Below are 18,631 nucleotides of genomic sequence, written 5' to 3' on the forward strand. Positions count from 1 at the left end.
AAGCTAAAAAGTTGCTAAGTGAACTGGAGGATTGGTTGTGGCTGAGCAATTAACGGAATTTAATCCATTTGAATTTATGGAAACTCAAGAAGAAATCAACCAATTTCTATTAGAGTGTTACCAAGATGATGACCCAAACACGTTTGTAACTGCACTTGGGCAATTAGTTAAACTACATGGTGTTACTAGCGTTGCTGAAAAGGCGGGTTTAAATCGAGACAGTATGTACAAAACCTTTAATGGTAAAACTCAACCAAAAAATGGGGAATTTATTAGTAATCAATCAGTTATAGACTGGCTAAATGGTTGGGGTGCAGAGCAGGAGAAACCATGCCCAGAGAAGTGATCTGGTTACCGGATGCAGTAAAAGACGTAATGCGTTTACGACAGTTTATCCATCGTGCCATGAAGTAAATCTGTCTAATATTTAGACAGAAGAATAAAGCTCTAGGGACTGATATTTGACTAATTTTCTTCATTTCAATGGGAAGTAAATTAGTCAAATATTGATCTTGTGAAGTAATTTAATCAATTATTGCTTGTTACAAGCGTGCTTTAACCTGGTTTTAGCATGATCAAGCGAATAGGGCGCTATGTAACAAAAGTATTGTTTCCAGCTGGATATAACAGCAGGTTGAAGCAGCTCTCATATATTAAAGTAAAATCTACATATCTTTAAGCTTAAAAAATTGACATATCGAAAGATTCGACTTTACTCATGTAGGAGTGTTCAAATTCGGGTGGGATGATGCCGCGTAGCAAATTCTTTAGACAACAGCTACCAGATAAGTATCAAGACATAAACTATTGGCCGTATCCGGCAATTGACAATGGTAGATTTAGTGACGCGCAATTATCAACTTTCAATATGAAAGCACAAGCAGTATCCATGTATTTTCGTGATGTGCCACTCGCAGATATTAAATCTTCCACAGGTATTGAAAACGCATATGTTGTGAGGTTGGTCAAGAAGTGCTTACAAGTTGATGACGACGGCAACATATATGGATTTTGTGCACTATTACCATACTTTAGGGTAAAAAAATATCGACGGCAATCGACTACAAATATACAACCGCTAGTTTGTCGAGGTCTCAGCGGTGCTTTTACTAAACTATTATCTAATTATCCCGACATAGCTGAATTAGTAGATGAGCTTGTATTCAGGAATGTTACCAAAAAAAATTTGAGTAAGAAATGCTTGAGCAATCGAGAAATTCATCTCAAGTTCATTGCGAAATGTAGAGAACTTGGGTTAGATAATGGGCTTCAATATCCGTTTAATACTATATCACTTGGCTACCGTTCTCTATGTAGCTACATACTATCAATAAAGTGCAACTCAAGCACTCCCAATCTTTACAAGCTAGTTGGCAAGTCAGCGAAGCAAAAACTAGCAATTACAGACGGTACAGGTAGGAAGCAACTAATGTTACTCGATAGTGTAGAGTGTGACGCACACTTAATTGATGCAATATTTTGTGTATTAGTTCCCAATCCCTTCGGTGGAGTTGAGCCTTATATCTGTAAAAGACTTTGGCTAATAACCATAGAGGACATTTGCTCACGCGCAATACTCGGATATCACTTATCTCTAAATCAAGAAGTAACGTCTAGTGACGTCCTGAAATGCATTAAACATGCATTGACGCCTTGGCAAAAACTCGAGGGAAAATATCAAGGGTATTCCCAAAACGCGGGATTTCCTTCTGCGCTCTCCCAGTGTTACGCAGGGCTTTGTTGGAAAGAATTTAAAGTGGATGGAGCACTAGCAAACACATGTGCAACAACTGCAAACAAGTTACACCGATTGATGGGTATAACTCCTAAGGTTGGAAAACGTCACAATAAAGATGATCGCCCGTTTGTGGAGAGATTTTTTTTAACACTTGAACAAACCAGCTTTCATAAGTTGCCTAATACAACCGGCTCCAAAACAAGCGACCCGTTGCGAAACCTACCAGAAAAAGCAGCGATAAAGTATTATATACAAGTGGATGACTTAAATTATTTAATCGACACAATCATTGCAGGTTATAACGCAAGTGAACACCAAGGTATTGGGATGCGCACGCCATTGGAATATTTTCAATTTTTGATGGAGTCTGCAAATAAACTTCCGGAAAAAGTTCCAGAAAACTATGGAACTGTGTTAAGCACACAATCTCAGGAAGTTACCGTAAAAGGTAATTTAAATAAGGGGGTACGCCCATATATAAACTTTTGTTACACTAAATATCATTCAGATGTCCTAAGAAGCTCATATAAATTTTTAAACAAAAAGATCACAATCGAATTTGACGAAGAAGATTTGAGAGTCGTCTCGGCCTACCATAATGGAGAACCTATTGGGAAACTGAAAGCTAGCTTTCCTTGGAACAACGTACCACATTCAATAACCCTGCGTAAGGCTATTTACTCATTAATAAAACAAAAAAAAATCATTCTAGGAAATAATACTAACCCAATCGAAGAATATTTGAAATACATTGAAAAAACATCTAAACAGACTCTCATCGAAAACAACAATTATTTGCAAGCCCGCCGTTATTCAGAATTATATGTAAATGAACTCACAAACACAAAACAAGCACATGATCAGCTGATAAAACATAATACCAAAACACTCGATAAAATCGAACCCAATAAACCGTTGCCCCCCCCAAAATAGCTAGGTTTAAATAACAATGAATCAACATATACACCCAATCTTGCGAGACGATTACGCAATTTTTACTGTTGAAACTGAAAATTTTCTACATCAGTTGTCAATTTGGGTAAATAACATGGTGCCGGGTGCTTATGTGTATGGAATCCCTAGAGTTGGTAAATCACGTGCCATGAAATATTGGCTAGTCAATCACTTCAACAACTCAACAGGACAAAAAGTCAAAGTATTTCGTTTAATCAAAAAAAATAGCGCAGCGTTATCAGAAAACGGATTTTTGGATGAGATCATTGTTGCGCTTAAAGGACAGTACGTAAAAATATCAAATACCAATTCAAAGGCAAAAAGATACGACCTGGTTTATAACCACATGGCAACTGAATTAAGAAACTTAAAATCTGTACAAGCTTTATTTGTTATTGATGAAGCTCAAAACCTAAAAGACAATGAGTTTAAATGGCTAACCAACATACAGAATATGCTTGATGATTTCGGTTGTAGACTGACTTATGTGCTAGTTGGAACAGAAGAATTGAATGCTCTAAAAACTATGTATTGCTCAGCAAACGAGACACATATTATCGGCCGCTTTCTATTGTATGACTATAGGTTTAGTGGTGTGAGGACATTGGAGGAATTGGAATATATCTTTACAAATTATGATGAGTATAGTGAGTGGCCCATTAATTCAAAGATATCTTATACTGAACACTTCTTCACCGCTGCATTTAAGCGAGGATTCAGGTTAAAAGATTACGCGGAACTATTTTGGCAAGAATATCAGGATATTTATGCGCAAATTAATACTGTAAAAAAGCTTGAAGTATCAATGGAGCATATTGGTAAAGCAATTAACTATCTTTTTAGAACATACCAAGCACAAAACGCTGAATCAGTAGTTTTCAACTCTAAACAAGTTAAAGAAGCGATTCAACACACCCAATTCTATTCATATATGTCCACTATGTTTAGGTAAATCCTGTGGTAAAGAATAATGAAAACTAATGTTCGTTACAATTACGCGATCCCCAAGAGGTTTGTATGGTGCGAAAAATTTGTTAGATCAGAAGAATCACTTTGGTCCATATTAAACCGCTTCATTTACATAAACTTACCCTCGTTAGAGGAATGGAAGCAGCTTATAGGCAGAGATATTCCCCGTATGCGTCAAATAAATCCGATATTGCTTCCAGATCCTCAAGACTCAATGTATTTAACATTATTATCATCAATACTAATGGTTAAAGAACTTCCATCTCGTGCTATTAGAGAAATCGAAGGGCCCTTAACTATCACAAAGAAGAAAACACTCAGATTTTGTCCTATCTGTTTACAGCACAGTTACCATTCAATTTATTTCCAACTATTAAACAACAATCAGTGCCCAATACACAATGTCGACCTAGAATGTCACTGTCCAACTTGTGGGTCAACTATTGAAACAACTATAAATTTCAAAACAATCAATCATGGTTATGGATGCTCAAAATGTGGTTCTCTACTTTGTATACCCCAGAAAATGCTTGAGCCGACTAAAATGTTCGAGCGATATAGCTTCGAGCATTACGAAATACTCAAAAACAGAGTGCAATTTTTGAAAGCTAGAAAATCAACATTAGTTCTAATACCAGATGCGTATTTAAATCACACAAGAGACATAGAAAAGGTAGAAGCATTGGTTCACTACTATTCAAAAGGTATCGAGCAACCACTAGTCATTAATAATTCATTTGACTATTGTTACCGGCAAAAAGTCTCAGACAATAAACCTAAAATTTTAGTTCAAAGTTTACTCAGATCTTGGAGTAAATTATTTCACTCACGGCGAAAGTGGTTTTATCAAATAAGCGGTTTAGAACTTTCAAAGGACCTATTGATAAGGTCTAAAACACTATTTGAGCAGCAGATTGTACATTACCTTGATATTGAAAAGCTACATCTTTCATCCGATGGGGGATTAGTCTGGATCCCGAGAAATGAAAGGGTACACTGTAGGCCTTTTGACTATGTAATTCCAAGTTATCGTATCTTGGTGTTTGAGTTACGTAACCACACCTATAAAAAATCTTATCATGGTTACGTGAAACGTATGTCCGTTTTATATGCGTTATTCGGATATGCTGCAGAGACTATTGTCTGGCAACATATGATCGATAAACATGGTGACCTACCGTTTCCATTGCAGATAGGTTTACAGGGTTGGTATATCCCCCGAGTTTATTTAAAAATAAACCCAACAGGCAAAGCAATCGTTAACGTGCGCTTTTTATACGACAAAATATCTACTCTAGAAATTGAAAAAAATTATTTTGAAGCCAAAAAACGCTCTGTAAAAATAAAATCCTGTTTCGACAGAAGGCTCGTTCGAAGCAGAAATACTACCAGTAAATAGATAACCACAATCTTAGATTTTTTTTCAACCTGAACATGCGTCTATATATTTTTTGGCAGCTCTAACATACCGCAATACATCACCCAAGGCTCTGTGAGTTGGCTGGCTCTCGTTTAGATAATCTTGAAAAAGTATCGAGTTTTTTGATCCTATTACTTGATACCAGTATCGAATATCAGTCAATGTAAACTTTGGCGGGATCTGAGCTGAAGTAAATAACAAATTTAACCACGCACCATCGTATAAAACCGAATCACACATAACCAATTTTCCAGACAAATCTGAGTTTAATCGTATCGCGGCATCCCTGATAGAAAGCCCGAATTCAAGATCCGACGGCAAGATCTTATGAATTACTTCCGACTCAACCGACCAACGCTTAGCGATAGACCATTCAGCGCAAGGGCAAATTAAAAAACTATCAAATCGACCGTTCTGATCTCCCCATGCAATTTCAATCGGATACCCGTTTTTCAGTGCTGAAGCTTCACAATCTAAAAAGCAAAAAGGTGTGTCATTGTCAAATTTTGGATTTAAGTCAATAATTGTGTGGATATAATGATCTCCTGTGAATAGCCTTTACTATTAGCTAACAATCCCCTCAATATCGTGGTTTATATGCAGGGACAGCCTTTGAATACAATCTGAGATTTTCGTGGTTCATCACTGTTTAGTTGAAAAGTTAAACTATTTAGCTATACATTTCTAAATTTACCACTTTCAGCTCGCTTTTTGGCACTGCTTTGTATATAAACTGAATCTGTGGTTGCCATGCTTGAGTGACCTAAATCCTCAGACACATCTTTCAAAGCTCGACCTCTTTCAATCTCCATGCTTGCACCTGTATGTCTTAACCAATGTGGTGAAACATCTTTATAGATTTGAGCATGTTTTTCGCCATATTTAGATTTTGCAATATCATACGTTGTATCCAGTACTTGATGAACTAATCGAGCTAATTGACGTCCACTCATGCCACCAACGCCGCGGATTTTTTCCACGATCGGTTGTTTCTCTTGACGCCCCGGGTAAGCGGGCAATCCACGCCACAGGCGGTAACGTCCCAGATAAGGTAGAAAACTATCCGGTACTGAAATGTCGCGAATTTTTTTACCTTTACCAAATATTTTTAACCACCAGTTTTTATCATCATCTTGCCAAAAATGATTCATAGTTGGGATCCAATCGTCGCGCTCTGCAAGCTCTGAAATTCGCAAAAACATGGTTTTCATTGCCGCAATCAAGAATAAGTTTCTCTCATATATCGCATCATCTGATGCCATACTTTCAGCTGTATGTAATAAAAATGCCCATTGAGCTTGATCAAGTCGTTTTGTTTCTTTTATCTGAGCATCTTTAACTAAACGCTTGCAGTCTTTTTTAGCTAACAACACAGGGTTGCCGAGTGAAATTTCATTCTCCATCAAATAGGTATAAAATCCACTGATAGCGGCGAACATGGCACGTATGGACTGTTGTGAAGGTCTATATTTCTTTTTGTCGGCGTCTGCACCATCAGATATATACCGAAAAGGTTTCCACTGAGGATTGATTTTAAAGAAGCCTGAAGTCAATATAAACTTATCCACGTTGGCTAAAGCTATCCAAGATTGTGGTGGTTTAAAGAAAAACTCAGAGTAATCGAGTATGTCTGACTTACGGCAATCAATAAGCTGTTTCTGAGAAACTAAAAAGCACCACAGAAGCAATTTTTCAACATCAGAGCGAAAGCGAATGTATGTATGCTCAGACTTGTTGCGGCCGAGATAAATTAAATAGTCTTTTGCCCAATTCCAGTGCTGGCGATACCAGTCAGGATGACCATTAAAAAACTCAATTAATTGGGGATAGTTTTTCCAATCGAATTCTTTAAGCTCTTGATAGGATGGAAACAAAGGAATAGCTTTTGGTATTGTCATGATGAGCTGAAAACAAAAAATACGATAAACCTATTCTAAATTGACAAATCCACTATGTCCAATAATAAAGGTTATTGGTCATTTTATGGATGTATAGATAGTTACGATCGATATCTTTCCTGTGTCACAGTTTATCTTCAGATTTTAGGTGGGCATGCGTAATAACATATATAATCCATCTTCCCCTTAGGCGGCGTTTCATTCAATTTAGCCTACCTTTAACCAACTACTCATTACCTGATCCAATTTCAGTATTAATTTATCATGTTTATTTTTGTTGCTGCCCATTAGCTTTTGCAAATTTAGCAGCTTCCATCGTACTGCTGGTAAATCAGCAACATTTGGGTAATCAAACAAAGTCCAGTCAGGGATTCCTTTTTTAAAGGAAATTAAAAAGTCTCTATCTTGCTCTGTAAACTGCTCTTTTAATGCGTCAAGCATGGCTTGGCGAGTATCTTCTAAATCCTGTAATTTAACGTGATCTATCGTCATACCCGAAAATTCAGAATTAAACTTATCTTTTAGTGGTTGCCAATTAGGTAACAAAACTTCATTTATTGGACGAGGGTGCCCCAAAACATAAGTCAAAAAACCGATAAAAATTTCTCTTGTGATCCCTTCATTCTGCAATAAAAGCCGAACATCAAATAAATCTCTTGGATGTTGTCGATCCATAGCCGCACATAATTTACCGCCATATAAATCAGGTAAACTGACCACGGGGACTTCTGCATAACCGAATTCGTCTTCAATCGACTCCTGAACAGCTAAAAGCTGAGGCTCGTGCAAAGTACCTCTCGCTACGGGAGAAATTTCAATTTTAATCGTCGCCAATTCAGAAGTAACAACAATGCGCAATTCATCACTTCGGTTGTCCTGAAAGATAGCATTTATTTTCGGCTGAGCATTTATTCTGTCGGTAATTCGCTTTAACGCAGCTCGCACATTAGCTAAAGCTTCATCTCTTGGTTCTAACGGCAAATAAGCCAAATCAATATCAACCGATAAACGTGGAAAGTTCCGTATAAATAAATTGATTGCTGTCCCGCCTTTTAGCGCAAATACTGGCTCAGTCGCGACAACGGGCAACATTTTTATCAATAAAGAAACCTGCTTGTAGTACGAGCTACTTTTATCCATTAGTTTGATTCTTCTGATTTTGGTAGGCTGTGTGGCACTGTTATTTGATAGCGTTCATCATAATAACCATTCTTAACAACTTGTCGTTTGCCCGCGCCCAAGTTTATAAGTGATTCATCCAGTCTCTTAACCCATGGATGTTGATAATAATGGCTTAAAAATAAAAACACTCGGTTCGTTTGTATTGATACGCTTCGCGCCAATATGGATTGCACTTTCCTAGGACTGAGATTGACCAGTCCTTGAAACAGCTCAGCGACATGCTCAAAAGTAATATGTTTACCTATAGCTTCAACTATTTCATACGCTGCTAATTCTGGCGTACTTGCAGTGATAAGCTTATTTTTTATTTCGATAGTTTTATAGTCGCTGTCTGCTTTTGTTAGTTTACTATTGCTGCAATATAACCACTTTTGCCCGTTAAACTCATGAAACCATTTAGGTAGACTTTGTTTGCGCTCAACACCTAGCCAAACTTGCGCATTTGCTACCTGAACATAATGATTCAAGCCTTGATAAGTTAAGCTTGTTAAACCGGCAAGATGCACAGGTAACTTTAGCTGTGTTTCAATTGCGTACATCGCTTCAATCCAACCTGGCTTGGTTAGAGAATCGGCACTTGGCCGATAATAAACGCCGGATGCAATTTTACATAACCAACCAGAAGTAGCATATTTTTGAGCTAATGAATGGCTCACACTGTTTTCAGTTAACCATTTTTGTAAAACCAATGAACCTGGCGAAGTGTGTGACACCAGCCAGTTTAATTTTGATGACATTTTAACACTCTAGGTATGAATATAACCAATTAAACAAACAAGCGGTTTAAAATATAGCACAAATTAACACTTAAAGTATAAATGGAATATTTTTAATAAACCAAATGAGTTTCAAGAGACGGAAAAAATTGTAAAATTTTGTCTAAGTCAGGCTATTTTCAATTCTAATCGTAATATGGTGGATAAACTTCTAAATCAGGTTTCGCTGTGTTCATGGTCTGTGGGTATTTGCACATTTTCAATACGGGGCTATAGAAGCAAGGCTGATTGTTTTGAATACCAGCCTAAATATTGAGCTCTTTTTGTCAGTTTAGAGTGAGTGAAACTATTCTAGAGCGAGTTCAATTTATCCATAACCGACGCTATGATTTCTAAGTCATTTAATTCACTTAAAGCAGCATCTTTGATAAATGGCTGGTTTTCTGATGTGTAGCGCTTTTGTTTTCCTTGGTGATACACCTGTAACTCATCGGTTTCATATTCGCTAAACCAATGACTAATTACTGTCTTCGCACCTAACATGGTTGCAATTTTTAGCAATGCAGCATAATCATCTTCTACTTCATCCATCATTTCGAAGCTATACAACACCGCGTTTTTATGCGGTTGCTGTTTACTTTCTGGGATTTCTAACGGCTCTATTAACTCAAATAACTTATGTTCTCCATCTGGCACCTCTTCAGCAAATGCTGGCCGAGTTTCATTATCGATATACCAACAAAATTGATTTAATGCAGTGTTATCAATAAACACTGCATATAGAAAGCCCCAGTTTTCCATTCTAAACCGATTCGCTCTTAGTTAATTGTTTTAACAACGGGTACTTTTCTTGAAAGTGTTCATATTCTTGCGCTTTACCTTCTGGCGTTTGTGCATATTGCCAGCGCGTTTTTAATTCATCAGGTAAGTTTTCACTTTGTAATTTTTCGCGTACTTGATTGACTAAGTTCCAAGCAGCTTGATAGCGCTCTTCATCAACACCTTTAAAAGGGTGCATATTACCACGCATCGTGATCACCAAATAACATCCATCGTGATCAGCCATTGCCACTGCGAAATATATAAATGTCGCTATTGAAATGCAAGGTTGATGCAAAAAATGGTTGTAAATCACTTCATGAAACCTATAATTACAATTAACAACTGACCCATTCTTCGGTGCGGAATAGCCGCCTTGAGATTGGGGGGAAAAGCCGACGAAAGTCGGTTTTTTCGTTTCTAGAATACCTATTCAACACAAAGGATTAGCTTGAAGCTTAAAACAAGAGTTTATATTGATGGTTATAACCTTTACTATGGAAGGCTAAAAGGCACACCATTTAAATGGCTAAATGTACATGCGCTTGTTTTTAACCAGATATTACCAAGCGTCTTACTTAGAGAAGGTGAGCACCAGTGTACCTTTGAGGCACATGAACCAGCTATTAACTATTTTACTGCGGTTATCTCAGAAAAAGCAGCGCGAGATAAAGACTCTGTATCCTCACAAGCCACTTACCATTCTGCTTTACGTAATCACCTAAAAAACAATATAGAAATCATAAATGGCTATTACTCAATAGCCAAAACAGAAGCTTGGCAAGTAGACCCTATTGACGAAGATACATGGCCAAAAAACTGTAATAAAGTCAAAATATGGAAGATTGAAGAAAAAAAATCTGACGTCAATTTGTCGTTACAAGCCTATCATGACTCAATTACTGGCCAAATTGACCATGCTGTTTTTATCACAAATGACACCGATATTGCACCATCTCTGTCAATGATAAAACAAAACACCGATGTCAAAATCGGCTTAATTATACCAAGCGACAAAACAAGAAATCCTAACAAAGAGCTTGTTGACTTAGCTGATTGGAAACGAACCTATATTACTGATGCTGAACTCCAATCAAGCCAATTGCCTAGAGTTATACAAGGAAAACGAAAAGCTAATAGCAAACCCATTTCTTGGTATCCTTACCCAATGGAACTCCAGAAAATCATTGAAGCGGCAAAACCAGTCAAACCCAAAATAGGAATGCTATTTAAATGGATGGAAGCCCCTTGCGAATATTTAAATGGAGAGAAACCGATTGAATTAATCAACACAGAACAAGGATGTAAACAGGTTTTAGATTACATCAATGTATACGTTAAGCAGAATAAATGAAGATATGGGTTAGCTGGCTTCTTACGTAGTGACTTACAAACCGCCCAGTTTTGGTTGTGTTCGTAGTTTGCGAGGAATCCGCATGGCTAGGTTTTGAAAGTCGTTTGATTTTTAGCCTCTCCGGAATATGTCATTGTAAAGTTCGAGATCAATTTGCGAATATTGGCGGTTCATTTTGAATAATAAAGGCTGATTTATTTTAAAAATCAGCCTAAATAATGAGCAGGGCATTGACCAAACGGTATGAACGGGATAACGGGACAGTTAACTGACCATTATGGTATTGACCCGCAACTTGGTGCCATTGGTTTTGGTTTGCGGCCTAATAATCTTCTATTTATACGTCAAGCTGGATTCAATAGTACTGCGAAGGACTCTTTCCAATTCTGTCGAATTTACTCCTTCATAGCCTTTCAACCATGTTTGATAATGCTGGGTAAAATACGCTTGTGCTCCCAGTTTTTTTGCTTGTTTATCACGCTCACTTAAATCTGCTGGTTTACAACCAGACAGGTGTAAAAACAACGAGTCGTCAATTTCGACTTTGGTTTGTTTATTACCTTCAATACTGATTAAGTGCGCGTAACTGTCATCACCCATATAGCAACAACGTACAGAAGTAATATCATGTTGAGCAAGCTCTGCGATAATATGATCAACCTCTTCTTGATAGTCAGAATCAACATCTGCGTTAAAACTAAACACACCATCTTGTTCAGCTAAATTTGAGCAGTCTAATGTTAGCTCGGTTAATGCGTTAAACTCAGCCACATCTAATTTGCTTTTAAATAATACAGTTAGCCCATTACCGGCAACTGCGGGTTGAGTTATCTTTTTTTGGGAAGTTGCTTTTACGGGCGAAAAGCTATTAGCTGTTGCTGCCGAAGCTGCGAGAGTTGAGATTTTTCCCGCGCCTTCTACGTACTGTAACTTATCAATAATGTAATTAGGGTAAGAAGATATTAGCTCTTTATCTAACCGGCCTTCGTCTGTATGCAACCATTGCCAAAATTCATAAACTGGTGGATGGATGTTTTCTTTATCGCTTAGCAACTCTCGAACTTTTTCGATAAAACGACGTTGCTTAGTATCTTGGCCGGGGAATGGGTCAAGCACATCATAATAATATACACAGTGTAAAAATTGTTTTGCCGATTTTAACGCTCTTCCCTCTTTACCTGTATTCCACTCATATGGTAGAGCTGATAACCAGATATCAGGAATGAACTGCATAGGTGTATCTTTTTTCGTGAGGTTCGTATATAGAGCAAACCGCAAACCGCTAGATGCAAAGCCACCTGTTACTTCTTTAGTGTTTTTCATGTGATACCAGCGGCCTTGCTCATCCTTATCCAATGCTGCTTTCTCAAAAGGCTTACGGAAAAATAACCTAGCATAAATTTCACCATTACCATTGAATATCCCTTCTTTACCAAACTCAAACTCTGCTTCAATAACTTCAAACGGCGGGTATTGTAAATTATCTCCAGATAAATCAATCTTAAGTGAACCGTCAGTGATTAAATTATTGCAACATTCAAAATAAGGTCGCTTCATTTCATTAAACTGATATTCATTCATACACATCGCTAACCTATGAATATTATCCATAGTTTGTACCGGATGTAGTAATAAAAAGAAAAAACAAGCATGATTGTATGAATAAATATCACCATATTGAGGCAATTCACCCTTCAAAAAATATTTTTTTAACTTCGGCAGCTCTTTGGCTTTTATCCAAGTTGAGTTTTTAACTTTTGGTGCAATGACTTCCCATTCAGCTTTGCGTTGCTTCAGCCATTCTTTGTCTCCAGGATGCCAATCGGCTAAATCTAGATGCTCTTGTGTTAACATTGTTTTGTAAAATCCAATTTAGGTAATTCTGGCGCAGAATCATAACCATAAAATGTGGTTAACTCATCTTTAAACGCCGATAATAATTTATCTTTTGCAGCAGGGCTTAAAATCCAATTCTGAATATTAAACGGCCTAATGCAGCCTTTATTTTTTACATAGTCGGTAAAGGTTTTATTGTCTTTAGCTTTTTTGTAACCTAAAGAAGCATGTGAATAACTATCACCCGCCTTTAATTGGCCAAACTGATTACGCAGCTTTTTCCAATCAGCAGCGGTAAAACTATGATACGTAGGCGATTTATCAAAGTCATGCATCCACCATTCAAACCGCGCTGCTTGAAAATTTCCATCTAACAGATCGCTTTCACCATCCAACTGGTTATCCGTACTGGCAATTCGGTCAACCAACAGTTGTTTCATATTTGTACCGCCGGTTTGCTTCCTGGCATGCCAAGTTGCCCACGAACGACCATCATAGGGAGATTTGTATGATTTGACTTCAATCCATACTTGTTTGCCGTGAACATCGGTCGATTGCAATACAATATCAGGTCGGCGCTCCAATTTAATTCCTGTTGATTCCACTGACGAACGATTAGTACCGTCATACTTCAATAGAGTAATTTGTACGGGGTCATTAACATTTAGAATTTTACCGCCTATACCTAACTCATAGTCTAGGTGTTTAACTGCTATCATTAGTAGTTCAAATAATGCGCTGTCACTATGACGGTCAAAAAAGCCTTTCCCACCTGATAAAAACTCGCCAAGTGCACTGCCATAGCGATCACGAATTCGAGTTTGGACGTTAAAATCCTCGATAGGTTTACAGTCATCACAAGCCCCATTAATACGGCTTTCTAAGTAAGCTATCACAGCGATAATAGTCAGGCCAGAGACTCGCTGCGTCGTGTTTTTATTGCGCAGCAAATCGCGTAAATGCCTTGCTCCTACAATGTTGAGTATACCAATACCCGACTTTAACAATGTGCGGTTGTATAAAAGCGACCTAAAACCAGAAATGATAGGTTTGCCTTTTCTACCTCCAATGGCTTTAACTAACTTAGAAAGTAATTCAGGGTTATCTTTTACATCGTCAGCAAATGACGCGAATATTTTACCTATTTTACTACCGTCGACTTTTTCACCTTTTTTGTTTTTCTTTGGTAGTGCATATGCTGAGCTGATAAATGGCAAACTATTCATTACAGGGCTGTCATAAGTTGCATTAAATACCACAGGCGGTGGCTCATCCCCCTCCCAACCATCAGCTGGCAAACTCAAATAATCCGCCCACGCAAAGATATCATCGGCACTGGTTATTGAGTTAACCATCACCATTAACCCTTGCCGTGCTTCTTCATCGCTGAGCATTTCTCCCATAATTAACATCATTGGCAGTAAATTTATCGCCTTATCAAACTTGCCTTTAACAATGTCATCACCCAGTTTACCAATTACATCACCCAGTGCTTTAATGAATTTAGGATTACTGTTTTTCAGTGGCCTAATAAACAGCTTTAACGGTTTGGTTAGCGCCAGTAGCGGTTTGGCTATCGGTATAATTGTGAGTATTTCTATACCAGCTAGGCTTAACTCTAGCGCATCAAAGCGGCTGTCGCCATCTATTAAGTAGTTGGTTTGTTCGTAAAAGGTCCCGATAGCTTCAAACGGTAAAATAAACCCTGCCACGCTTTTTAAACTGTCGAAGGCGTCATCCCAGCTAAAATCAAAAAAGCTGGCGTGTGCCATGGGGATAAACGGGATACCTTGGTATTGCTGTCGTTGATAAACCGTTGGGTAACCTTGTGGTTGTAAGGCGTTAAATTGATAGCTGGAGAGTTGGGTAAACAGTGATTTACTAATCACACTCACATAGGTTTGTTGCCCTTGGTGGTTTACCCCTATACGCAGTTGGTTAAGTTGTTGGTTATTGGCATTCAGTAAGCCGGTACTTTTTAGTGTTAAGTTTTGGCTCGTTTGGTTTAAATTAACTGTTTGAGTGGTTTGATTGTTCTCAAAGGTGACTAACGGCGCACTATTAGGGTTAAAGAATTTTAAGCTACTAATATGTCCGGTATAGCCTTCTCCTACCGTTAATCCTTTATTGGTAATCCCGTAGTTTAACGCGCTGTTGTCTGTGGCTTGTTGGTATTGGGTGCCATTTACTTGTAGTGTTAACTGGCCATTATGGTATTGCCCTGCCACTTGGTGCCATTGGTTTTGGTTAATAGGCGCTGAGGTAACCGTTTGTTCACCTGCATCGTTATATAAGGTGTAACTTAAGGTGTTATCTTGGTTGAGCGTCAGCTTATGTGCGCCGCCCGCCATACTAAAAATATCGGCCGTTTGTTGTGCATTATTGGTTTGGGTTTGCGGTTTAATATCTACCCTAAAGCTAACGCCGTCGGTCGGCTTTATTCTGTCCGTTAGGGGGGCTGATAGATAACTGCTTTGTTGCTGATTAAAGTAGGTACTGTAACCTGCACTTGGGTGGTCGTTTGATAACTGGGTATGATAGGCATTGGTCGCTAGCGTACCTGTGGCTTCGGTGATGGTGTCTGCATCATCGGCCGCTTCGTTTAAGTGGTATGCCGCCAATGGCATTAAGTTGGGGTCGGCTAAGGTACCTAAGGTGATTTCATGGCTTTGCCCTATTGTGCCGTTAATGGTTAAATCGGCTTGGGTGTCATAGGCTAAAGCGATATTGGCACCATCGTAGCGGGTGTATTCTGCGTGCCCTGCTTGGGTTTCGTCTCCCACCACCACTGCATTGCTGGCTTGTAGGTAGCTGCCATCTTGAGTATTGGGTGTAACGCTTGCCGTTACCGTATCACCAAAGGCTAAGCCCACTCTTGCAGATATTTGCAAATCGTCAATTGGGTGAAAGCCTGTGTGCAGGTAGCCTATGGCAATACCTTCACTGTTAGTAGTTGCTAAGTTTTGCTTAAATTTACCGCCGTTACTTTCAAATGTGACTGTTTGGTCTACAACCTTGTCTCCTTCATCATCAGTCACTATGACTGTGATAGGTTGTACACTTCTGTCTTCCATTGACACTATGTAGTCGCTAATTTGTACTGTTAATGGGTTAACCACAAATGGCACTTTAATTTGTGGTGCTTCACCACTTTTTACCACTAGGTAGTTATCTGTACTCGGTAACGAGGCGCCGATTAGCGTTGCATAAACTTTTCCATCTACTGTGCCGGGTTCATCCACTGTGATGATGGCTTGGCCTTCAACACTTATCTCAACACTGGTGCCGTCACTGACTAAGTTACCGCAATGGTCTTGAACTTGAACTTCTATCGATAAAGGTTTATGGCCTTGAATATAGGTTTTTAAACCAGTTGTGCTTTCTGATACCACTGTGCCATTTAGTTTAACAATGGCTAAACTGGATTTGCCTGGCACAGTTTCAATGGGGCCAACGCTGGCTTGAGTGTCTCCATATTGCACAACAGCGGTGTTGCTGGCACCTGCGGTACAATCTGCGGTGAAGGTTGCAGCGCTATAACCGAGTGAGGCGCTGTTTGGGCTATCGGCTTGGGTGGCACCACCGCCAGCGCCTATTGTTTTCCATGATAAGTTAGCTGGGCCTTGGTCTTCGTCGTATCCAACAATCAGCCCTTGTAGAGGCACCTCCAACTCATCCGCACTCACATATATAGTGCCATCTTCCCCTATATTGTCATAGCCTGCCCAACGTGTATCGGCGGTGAGCATTTGAAACGCATATTCCCATAAAATATTATCTGGGTCTTGGTTGTCGTATAGCTGCAGAAATAGAAAGTCTTCGCCTTCTAGTTGGTGTAAATCGGCTGGGTTGTTAAAGGTTAGTTGTTGGTTTTGGCCTAAGGTAAGTTCAACCTCTTTGCCGCCAACTTCCATGACTAATTGTTGGCCAACGCCTAAAAAGGGTAAAGGCTCTATATTTTGATTTTGATAATCACTAATGCTAAATAGGATATCTAATGCAACATCATCGCTGGATATCATGTTGCTTTTATCGTTATTAATTTCGACCACTTGTTGGTCTTGCGTTTGTCGCTTGAAGTTTTTTAGCTCAAAGTCCAATAAGCTAAATTGATACTCTGGGCGGTAGCGATATTGGTATTGGGTTTCAGGTGGTGTAAGGTTTTGTTCACCCGCTGCAACCAGTGCGTTGTATTCGGTTTTACGGTAGGTGTCGAGTATTTCATCGTAAACCGGCACTTTAAAGGGTACATAGTGTTTAGGGCGGTATTTGCCAGTAAAACCGTAATCAGCTATCGCCGCTGCGAAATACATAAATGGCTGTATTGAAATGCAGGGTTGATGAAAAAAATGGTTGTAAATCACTTCATAAAACCTATAATTACAATTAACAACTGACCCATTCTTCGGTGCGGAATAGCCGCCTTGAGATTGGGGGGAAAAGCCGACGAAAGTCGGTTTTTTCGTTTCTAGAATACCTATTCGACACAAAGGATTAGCTTGAAGCTTAAAACAAGAGTTTATATTGATGGTTATAACCTTTACTATGGAAGGCTAAAAGGCACACCATTTAAATGGCTAAATGTACATGCGCTTGTTTTTAACCAGATATTACCAAGCGCCTTACTTAGAGAAGGTGAGCACCAGTGTACCTTTGAGGCACATGAACCAGCTATTAACTATTTTACTGCGGTTATCTCAGAAAAAGCAGCGCGAGATAAAGACTCTGTATCCTCACAAGCCACTTACCATTCTGCTTTACGTAATCACCTAAAAAACAATATAGAAATCATAAATGGCTATTACTCAATAGCCAAAACAGAAGCTTGGCAAGTAGACCCAATTGACGAAGATACATGGCCAAAAAACTGTAATAAAGTCAAAATATGGAAGATTGAAGAAAAAAAATCTGACGTCAATTTGTCGTTACAAGCCTATCATGACTCAATTACTGGCCAAATTGACCATGCTGTTTTTATCACAAATGACACCGATATTGCACCATCTCTGTCAATGATAAAACAAAACACCGATGTCAAAATCGGCTTAATTATACCAAGCGACAAAACAAGAAATCCTAACAAAGAGCTTGTTGACTTAGCTGATTGGAAACGAACCTATATTACTGATGCTGAACTCCAATCAAGCCAATTACCTAGAGTTATACAAGGAAAACGAAAAGCAAATAGCAAACCCATTTCTTGGTATCCTTACCCAATGGAACTCCAAAAAATCATTGAAGCGGCAAAATCAGTCAAACCCAAAATAGGAATGCTATTTAAATGGATGGAAGCCCCTTGCGAATATTTAAATGGAGAGAAACCGATTGAATTAATCAACACAGAACAAGGATGTAAACAGGTTTTAGATTACATCAATGTATACGTTAAGCAGAATAAATGAAGATATGGGTTAGCTGGCTTCTTACGTAGTGACTCACAAACCGCCCAGTTTTGGTAGTGTTACACCAATTTTCGTTTGGCTTTTCTTCTTGCTTTTCTTGGATCTAATTTTTGCGTTTCTCTTTCTGCACGTTCCCTTAACATTCTTTCTTTTGGCGTTTCTGGAATTTGTGCAGGTTCTGGTTCAGGCTCTTTAAATACGGGTTCTGCTCGTTTTTGCGCTTCTGCTAATGAATTGCTGGTTTTGGCGATATGCCACCAATGCGCCAAATAGTCCGCCAGTTCTTGCGTTTCTAATTCATGATATAACTGGTCAATAAACGCTTGGCGTGCTTGTACTCTGT

General features: G+C 38.7%; 15 protein-coding genes. 6 read left to right on the forward strand and 9 right to left on the reverse strand.

What is annotated here, in order from left to right; genetic code table 11:
- The first annotated feature begins 37 nt into the window (after nucleotides 1-37).
- The 4 genes from FNT16_RS19225 (at nucleotide 38) to FNT16_RS19240 (ending at nucleotide 5,060) form a co-directional block, all read left to right on the forward strand.
- Nucleotides 38-346, forward strand: coding sequence for an addiction module antidote protein (locus FNT16_RS19225; protein WP_143873554.1), 309 nt, complete (start codon nucleotides 38-40; stop codon nucleotides 344-346).
- Between the two features lie 399 nt (nucleotides 347-745).
- Nucleotides 746-2,671, forward strand: a complete 1,926-nt coding sequence (locus tag FNT16_RS19230) for a hypothetical protein (RefSeq protein ID WP_143873557.1) — start codon at nucleotides 746-748, stop codon at nucleotides 2,669-2,671.
- Between the two features lie 16 nt (nucleotides 2,672-2,687).
- Nucleotides 2,688-3,644: an ATP-binding protein gene (locus FNT16_RS19235; protein WP_143873559.1), complete on the forward strand. Its 957-nt coding sequence runs from the start codon at nucleotides 2,688-2,690 to the stop codon at nucleotides 3,642-3,644.
- Nucleotides 3,645-4,262: 618 nt separating this feature from the next.
- The gene (locus tag FNT16_RS19240) at nucleotides 4,263-5,060 is read left to right on the forward strand and encodes a hypothetical protein (RefSeq protein WP_143873561.1); all 798 of its coding nucleotides are present in this window, start codon (nucleotides 4,263-4,265) and stop codon (nucleotides 5,058-5,060) included.
- A 24-nt stretch (nucleotides 5,061-5,084) separates the two neighbouring features.
- Here the strand turns inward: FNT16_RS19240 and FNT16_RS20475 are convergent, their stop codons facing one another.
- The 6 genes from FNT16_RS20475 to FNT16_RS19265 form a co-directional block, all read right to left on the reverse strand.
- A complete protein-coding gene (locus FNT16_RS20475; protein ID WP_185976769.1) occupies nucleotides 5,085-5,321 on the reverse strand; it encodes a hypothetical protein in 237 nt (78 codons plus the stop codon).
- Between the two features lie 434 nt (nucleotides 5,322-5,755).
- Nucleotides 5,756-6,979 (reverse strand): tyrosine-type recombinase/integrase, encoded by a 1,224-nt coding sequence (locus tag FNT16_RS19245; RefSeq protein ID WP_143873564.1) that lies wholly within the window; start codon nucleotides 6,977-6,979, stop codon nucleotides 5,756-5,758.
- A 207-nt stretch (nucleotides 6,980-7,186) separates the two neighbouring features.
- On the reverse strand, nucleotides 7,187-8,119 hold the full coding sequence (locus tag FNT16_RS19250; RefSeq protein ID WP_143873566.1) for a nucleotidyl transferase AbiEii/AbiGii toxin family protein: 933 nt from the start codon (nucleotides 8,117-8,119) through the stop codon (nucleotides 7,187-7,189).
- Nucleotides 8,119-8,898, reverse strand: coding sequence for a type IV toxin-antitoxin system AbiEi family antitoxin (locus FNT16_RS19255; protein WP_143873569.1), 780 nt, complete (start codon nucleotides 8,896-8,898; stop codon nucleotides 8,119-8,121). Before FNT16_RS19255 ends, FNT16_RS19250 begins: the two co-directional genes overlap by 1 nt.
- A 330-nt stretch (nucleotides 8,899-9,228) precedes the next feature.
- Nucleotides 9,229-9,678, reverse strand: a complete 450-nt coding sequence (locus FNT16_RS19260; protein WP_143873570.1) for a hypothetical protein — start codon at nucleotides 9,676-9,678, stop codon at nucleotides 9,229-9,231.
- Between the two features lies 1 nt (nucleotide 9,679).
- Nucleotides 9,680-9,943: a hypothetical protein gene (locus FNT16_RS19265; protein ID WP_143873573.1), complete on the reverse strand. Its 264-nt coding sequence runs from the start codon at nucleotides 9,941-9,943 to the stop codon at nucleotides 9,680-9,682.
- A gap of 204 nt (nucleotides 9,944-10,147) precedes the next feature.
- On the opposite strand from FNT16_RS19265, the gene FNT16_RS19270 reads away from it, so the two are divergent.
- Complete coding sequence (locus FNT16_RS19270) at nucleotides 10,148-11,050, forward strand: antitoxin Xre/MbcA/ParS toxin-binding domain-containing protein (protein WP_246072543.1); 903 nt, start codon at nucleotides 10,148-10,150, stop codon at nucleotides 11,048-11,050.
- 333 nt (nucleotides 11,051-11,383) lie between these two features.
- Here the strand turns inward: FNT16_RS19270 and FNT16_RS19275 are convergent, their stop codons facing one another.
- Nucleotides 11,384-12,904 (reverse strand): hypothetical protein, encoded by a 1,521-nt coding sequence (locus FNT16_RS19275; protein WP_143873578.1) that lies wholly within the window; start codon nucleotides 12,902-12,904, stop codon nucleotides 11,384-11,386.
- A complete protein-coding gene (locus tag FNT16_RS19280) occupies nucleotides 12,898-17,199 on the reverse strand; it encodes a LamG-like jellyroll fold domain-containing protein (protein ID WP_143873581.1) in 4,302 nt (1,433 codons plus the stop codon). Before FNT16_RS19280 ends, FNT16_RS19275 begins: the two co-directional genes overlap by 7 nt.
- 186 nt (nucleotides 17,200-17,385) lie before the next feature.
- Here FNT16_RS19280 and FNT16_RS19285 point away from each other — a divergent pair, with 186 nt between their 5' ends.
- Complete coding sequence (locus tag FNT16_RS19285) at nucleotides 17,386-18,288, forward strand: antitoxin Xre/MbcA/ParS toxin-binding domain-containing protein (protein WP_246072544.1); 903 nt, start codon at nucleotides 17,386-17,388, stop codon at nucleotides 18,286-18,288.
- 59 nt (nucleotides 18,289-18,347) lie between these two features.
- On the opposite strand, the gene FNT16_RS19290 is transcribed toward FNT16_RS19285, so the two are convergent.
- Nucleotides 18,348-18,557 (reverse strand): hypothetical protein, encoded by a 210-nt coding sequence (locus FNT16_RS19290; protein WP_143873586.1) that lies wholly within the window; start codon nucleotides 18,555-18,557, stop codon nucleotides 18,348-18,350.
- Between the last annotated feature and the right edge of the window lie 74 nt (nucleotides 18,558-18,631).

The sequence above is a fragment of the Catenovulum sediminis genome (assembly GCF_007289895.1).
Taxonomy (GTDB): Bacteria; Pseudomonadota; Gammaproteobacteria; order Enterobacterales; family Alteromonadaceae; genus Catenovulum; species Catenovulum sediminis.

Bases quoted from the DNA above. Each gene is read 5' to 3' on its own strand.
- FNT16_RS19275 (WP_143873578.1), bottom strand. From the start codon at position 12,904: ATGTTAACACAAGAGCATCTAGATTTAGCCGATTGGCATCCTGGAGAC.
- FNT16_RS19280 (WP_143873581.1), bottom strand. From the start codon at position 17,199: ATGTATTTCGCAGCGGCGATAGCTGATTACGGTTTTACTGGCAAATAC.
- FNT16_RS19230 (WP_143873557.1), top strand. From the start codon at position 746: ATGATGCCGCGTAGCAAATTCTTTAGACAACAGCTACCAGATAAGTAT.
- FNT16_RS19245 (WP_143873564.1), bottom strand. From the start codon at position 6,979: ATGACAATACCAAAAGCTATTCCTTTGTTTCCATCCTATCAAGAGCTT.
- FNT16_RS20475 (WP_185976769.1), bottom strand. From the start codon at position 5,321: ATGTGTGATTCGGTTTTATACGATGGTGCGTGGTTAAATTTGTTATTT.
- FNT16_RS19265 (WP_143873573.1), bottom strand. From the start codon at position 9,943: ATGGCTGATCACGATGGATGTTATTTGGTGATCACGATGCGTGGTAAT.
- FNT16_RS19255 (WP_143873569.1), bottom strand. From the start codon at position 8,898: ATGTCATCAAAATTAAACTGGCTGGTGTCACACACTTCGCCAGGTTCA.
- FNT16_RS19250 (WP_143873566.1), bottom strand. From the start codon at position 8,119: ATGGATAAAAGTAGCTCGTACTACAAGCAGGTTTCTTTATTGATAAAA.
- FNT16_RS19235 (WP_143873559.1), top strand. From the start codon at position 2,688: ATGAATCAACATATACACCCAATCTTGCGAGACGATTACGCAATTTTT.
- FNT16_RS19260 (WP_143873570.1), bottom strand. From the start codon at position 9,678: ATGGAAAACTGGGGCTTTCTATATGCAGTGTTTATTGATAACACTGCA.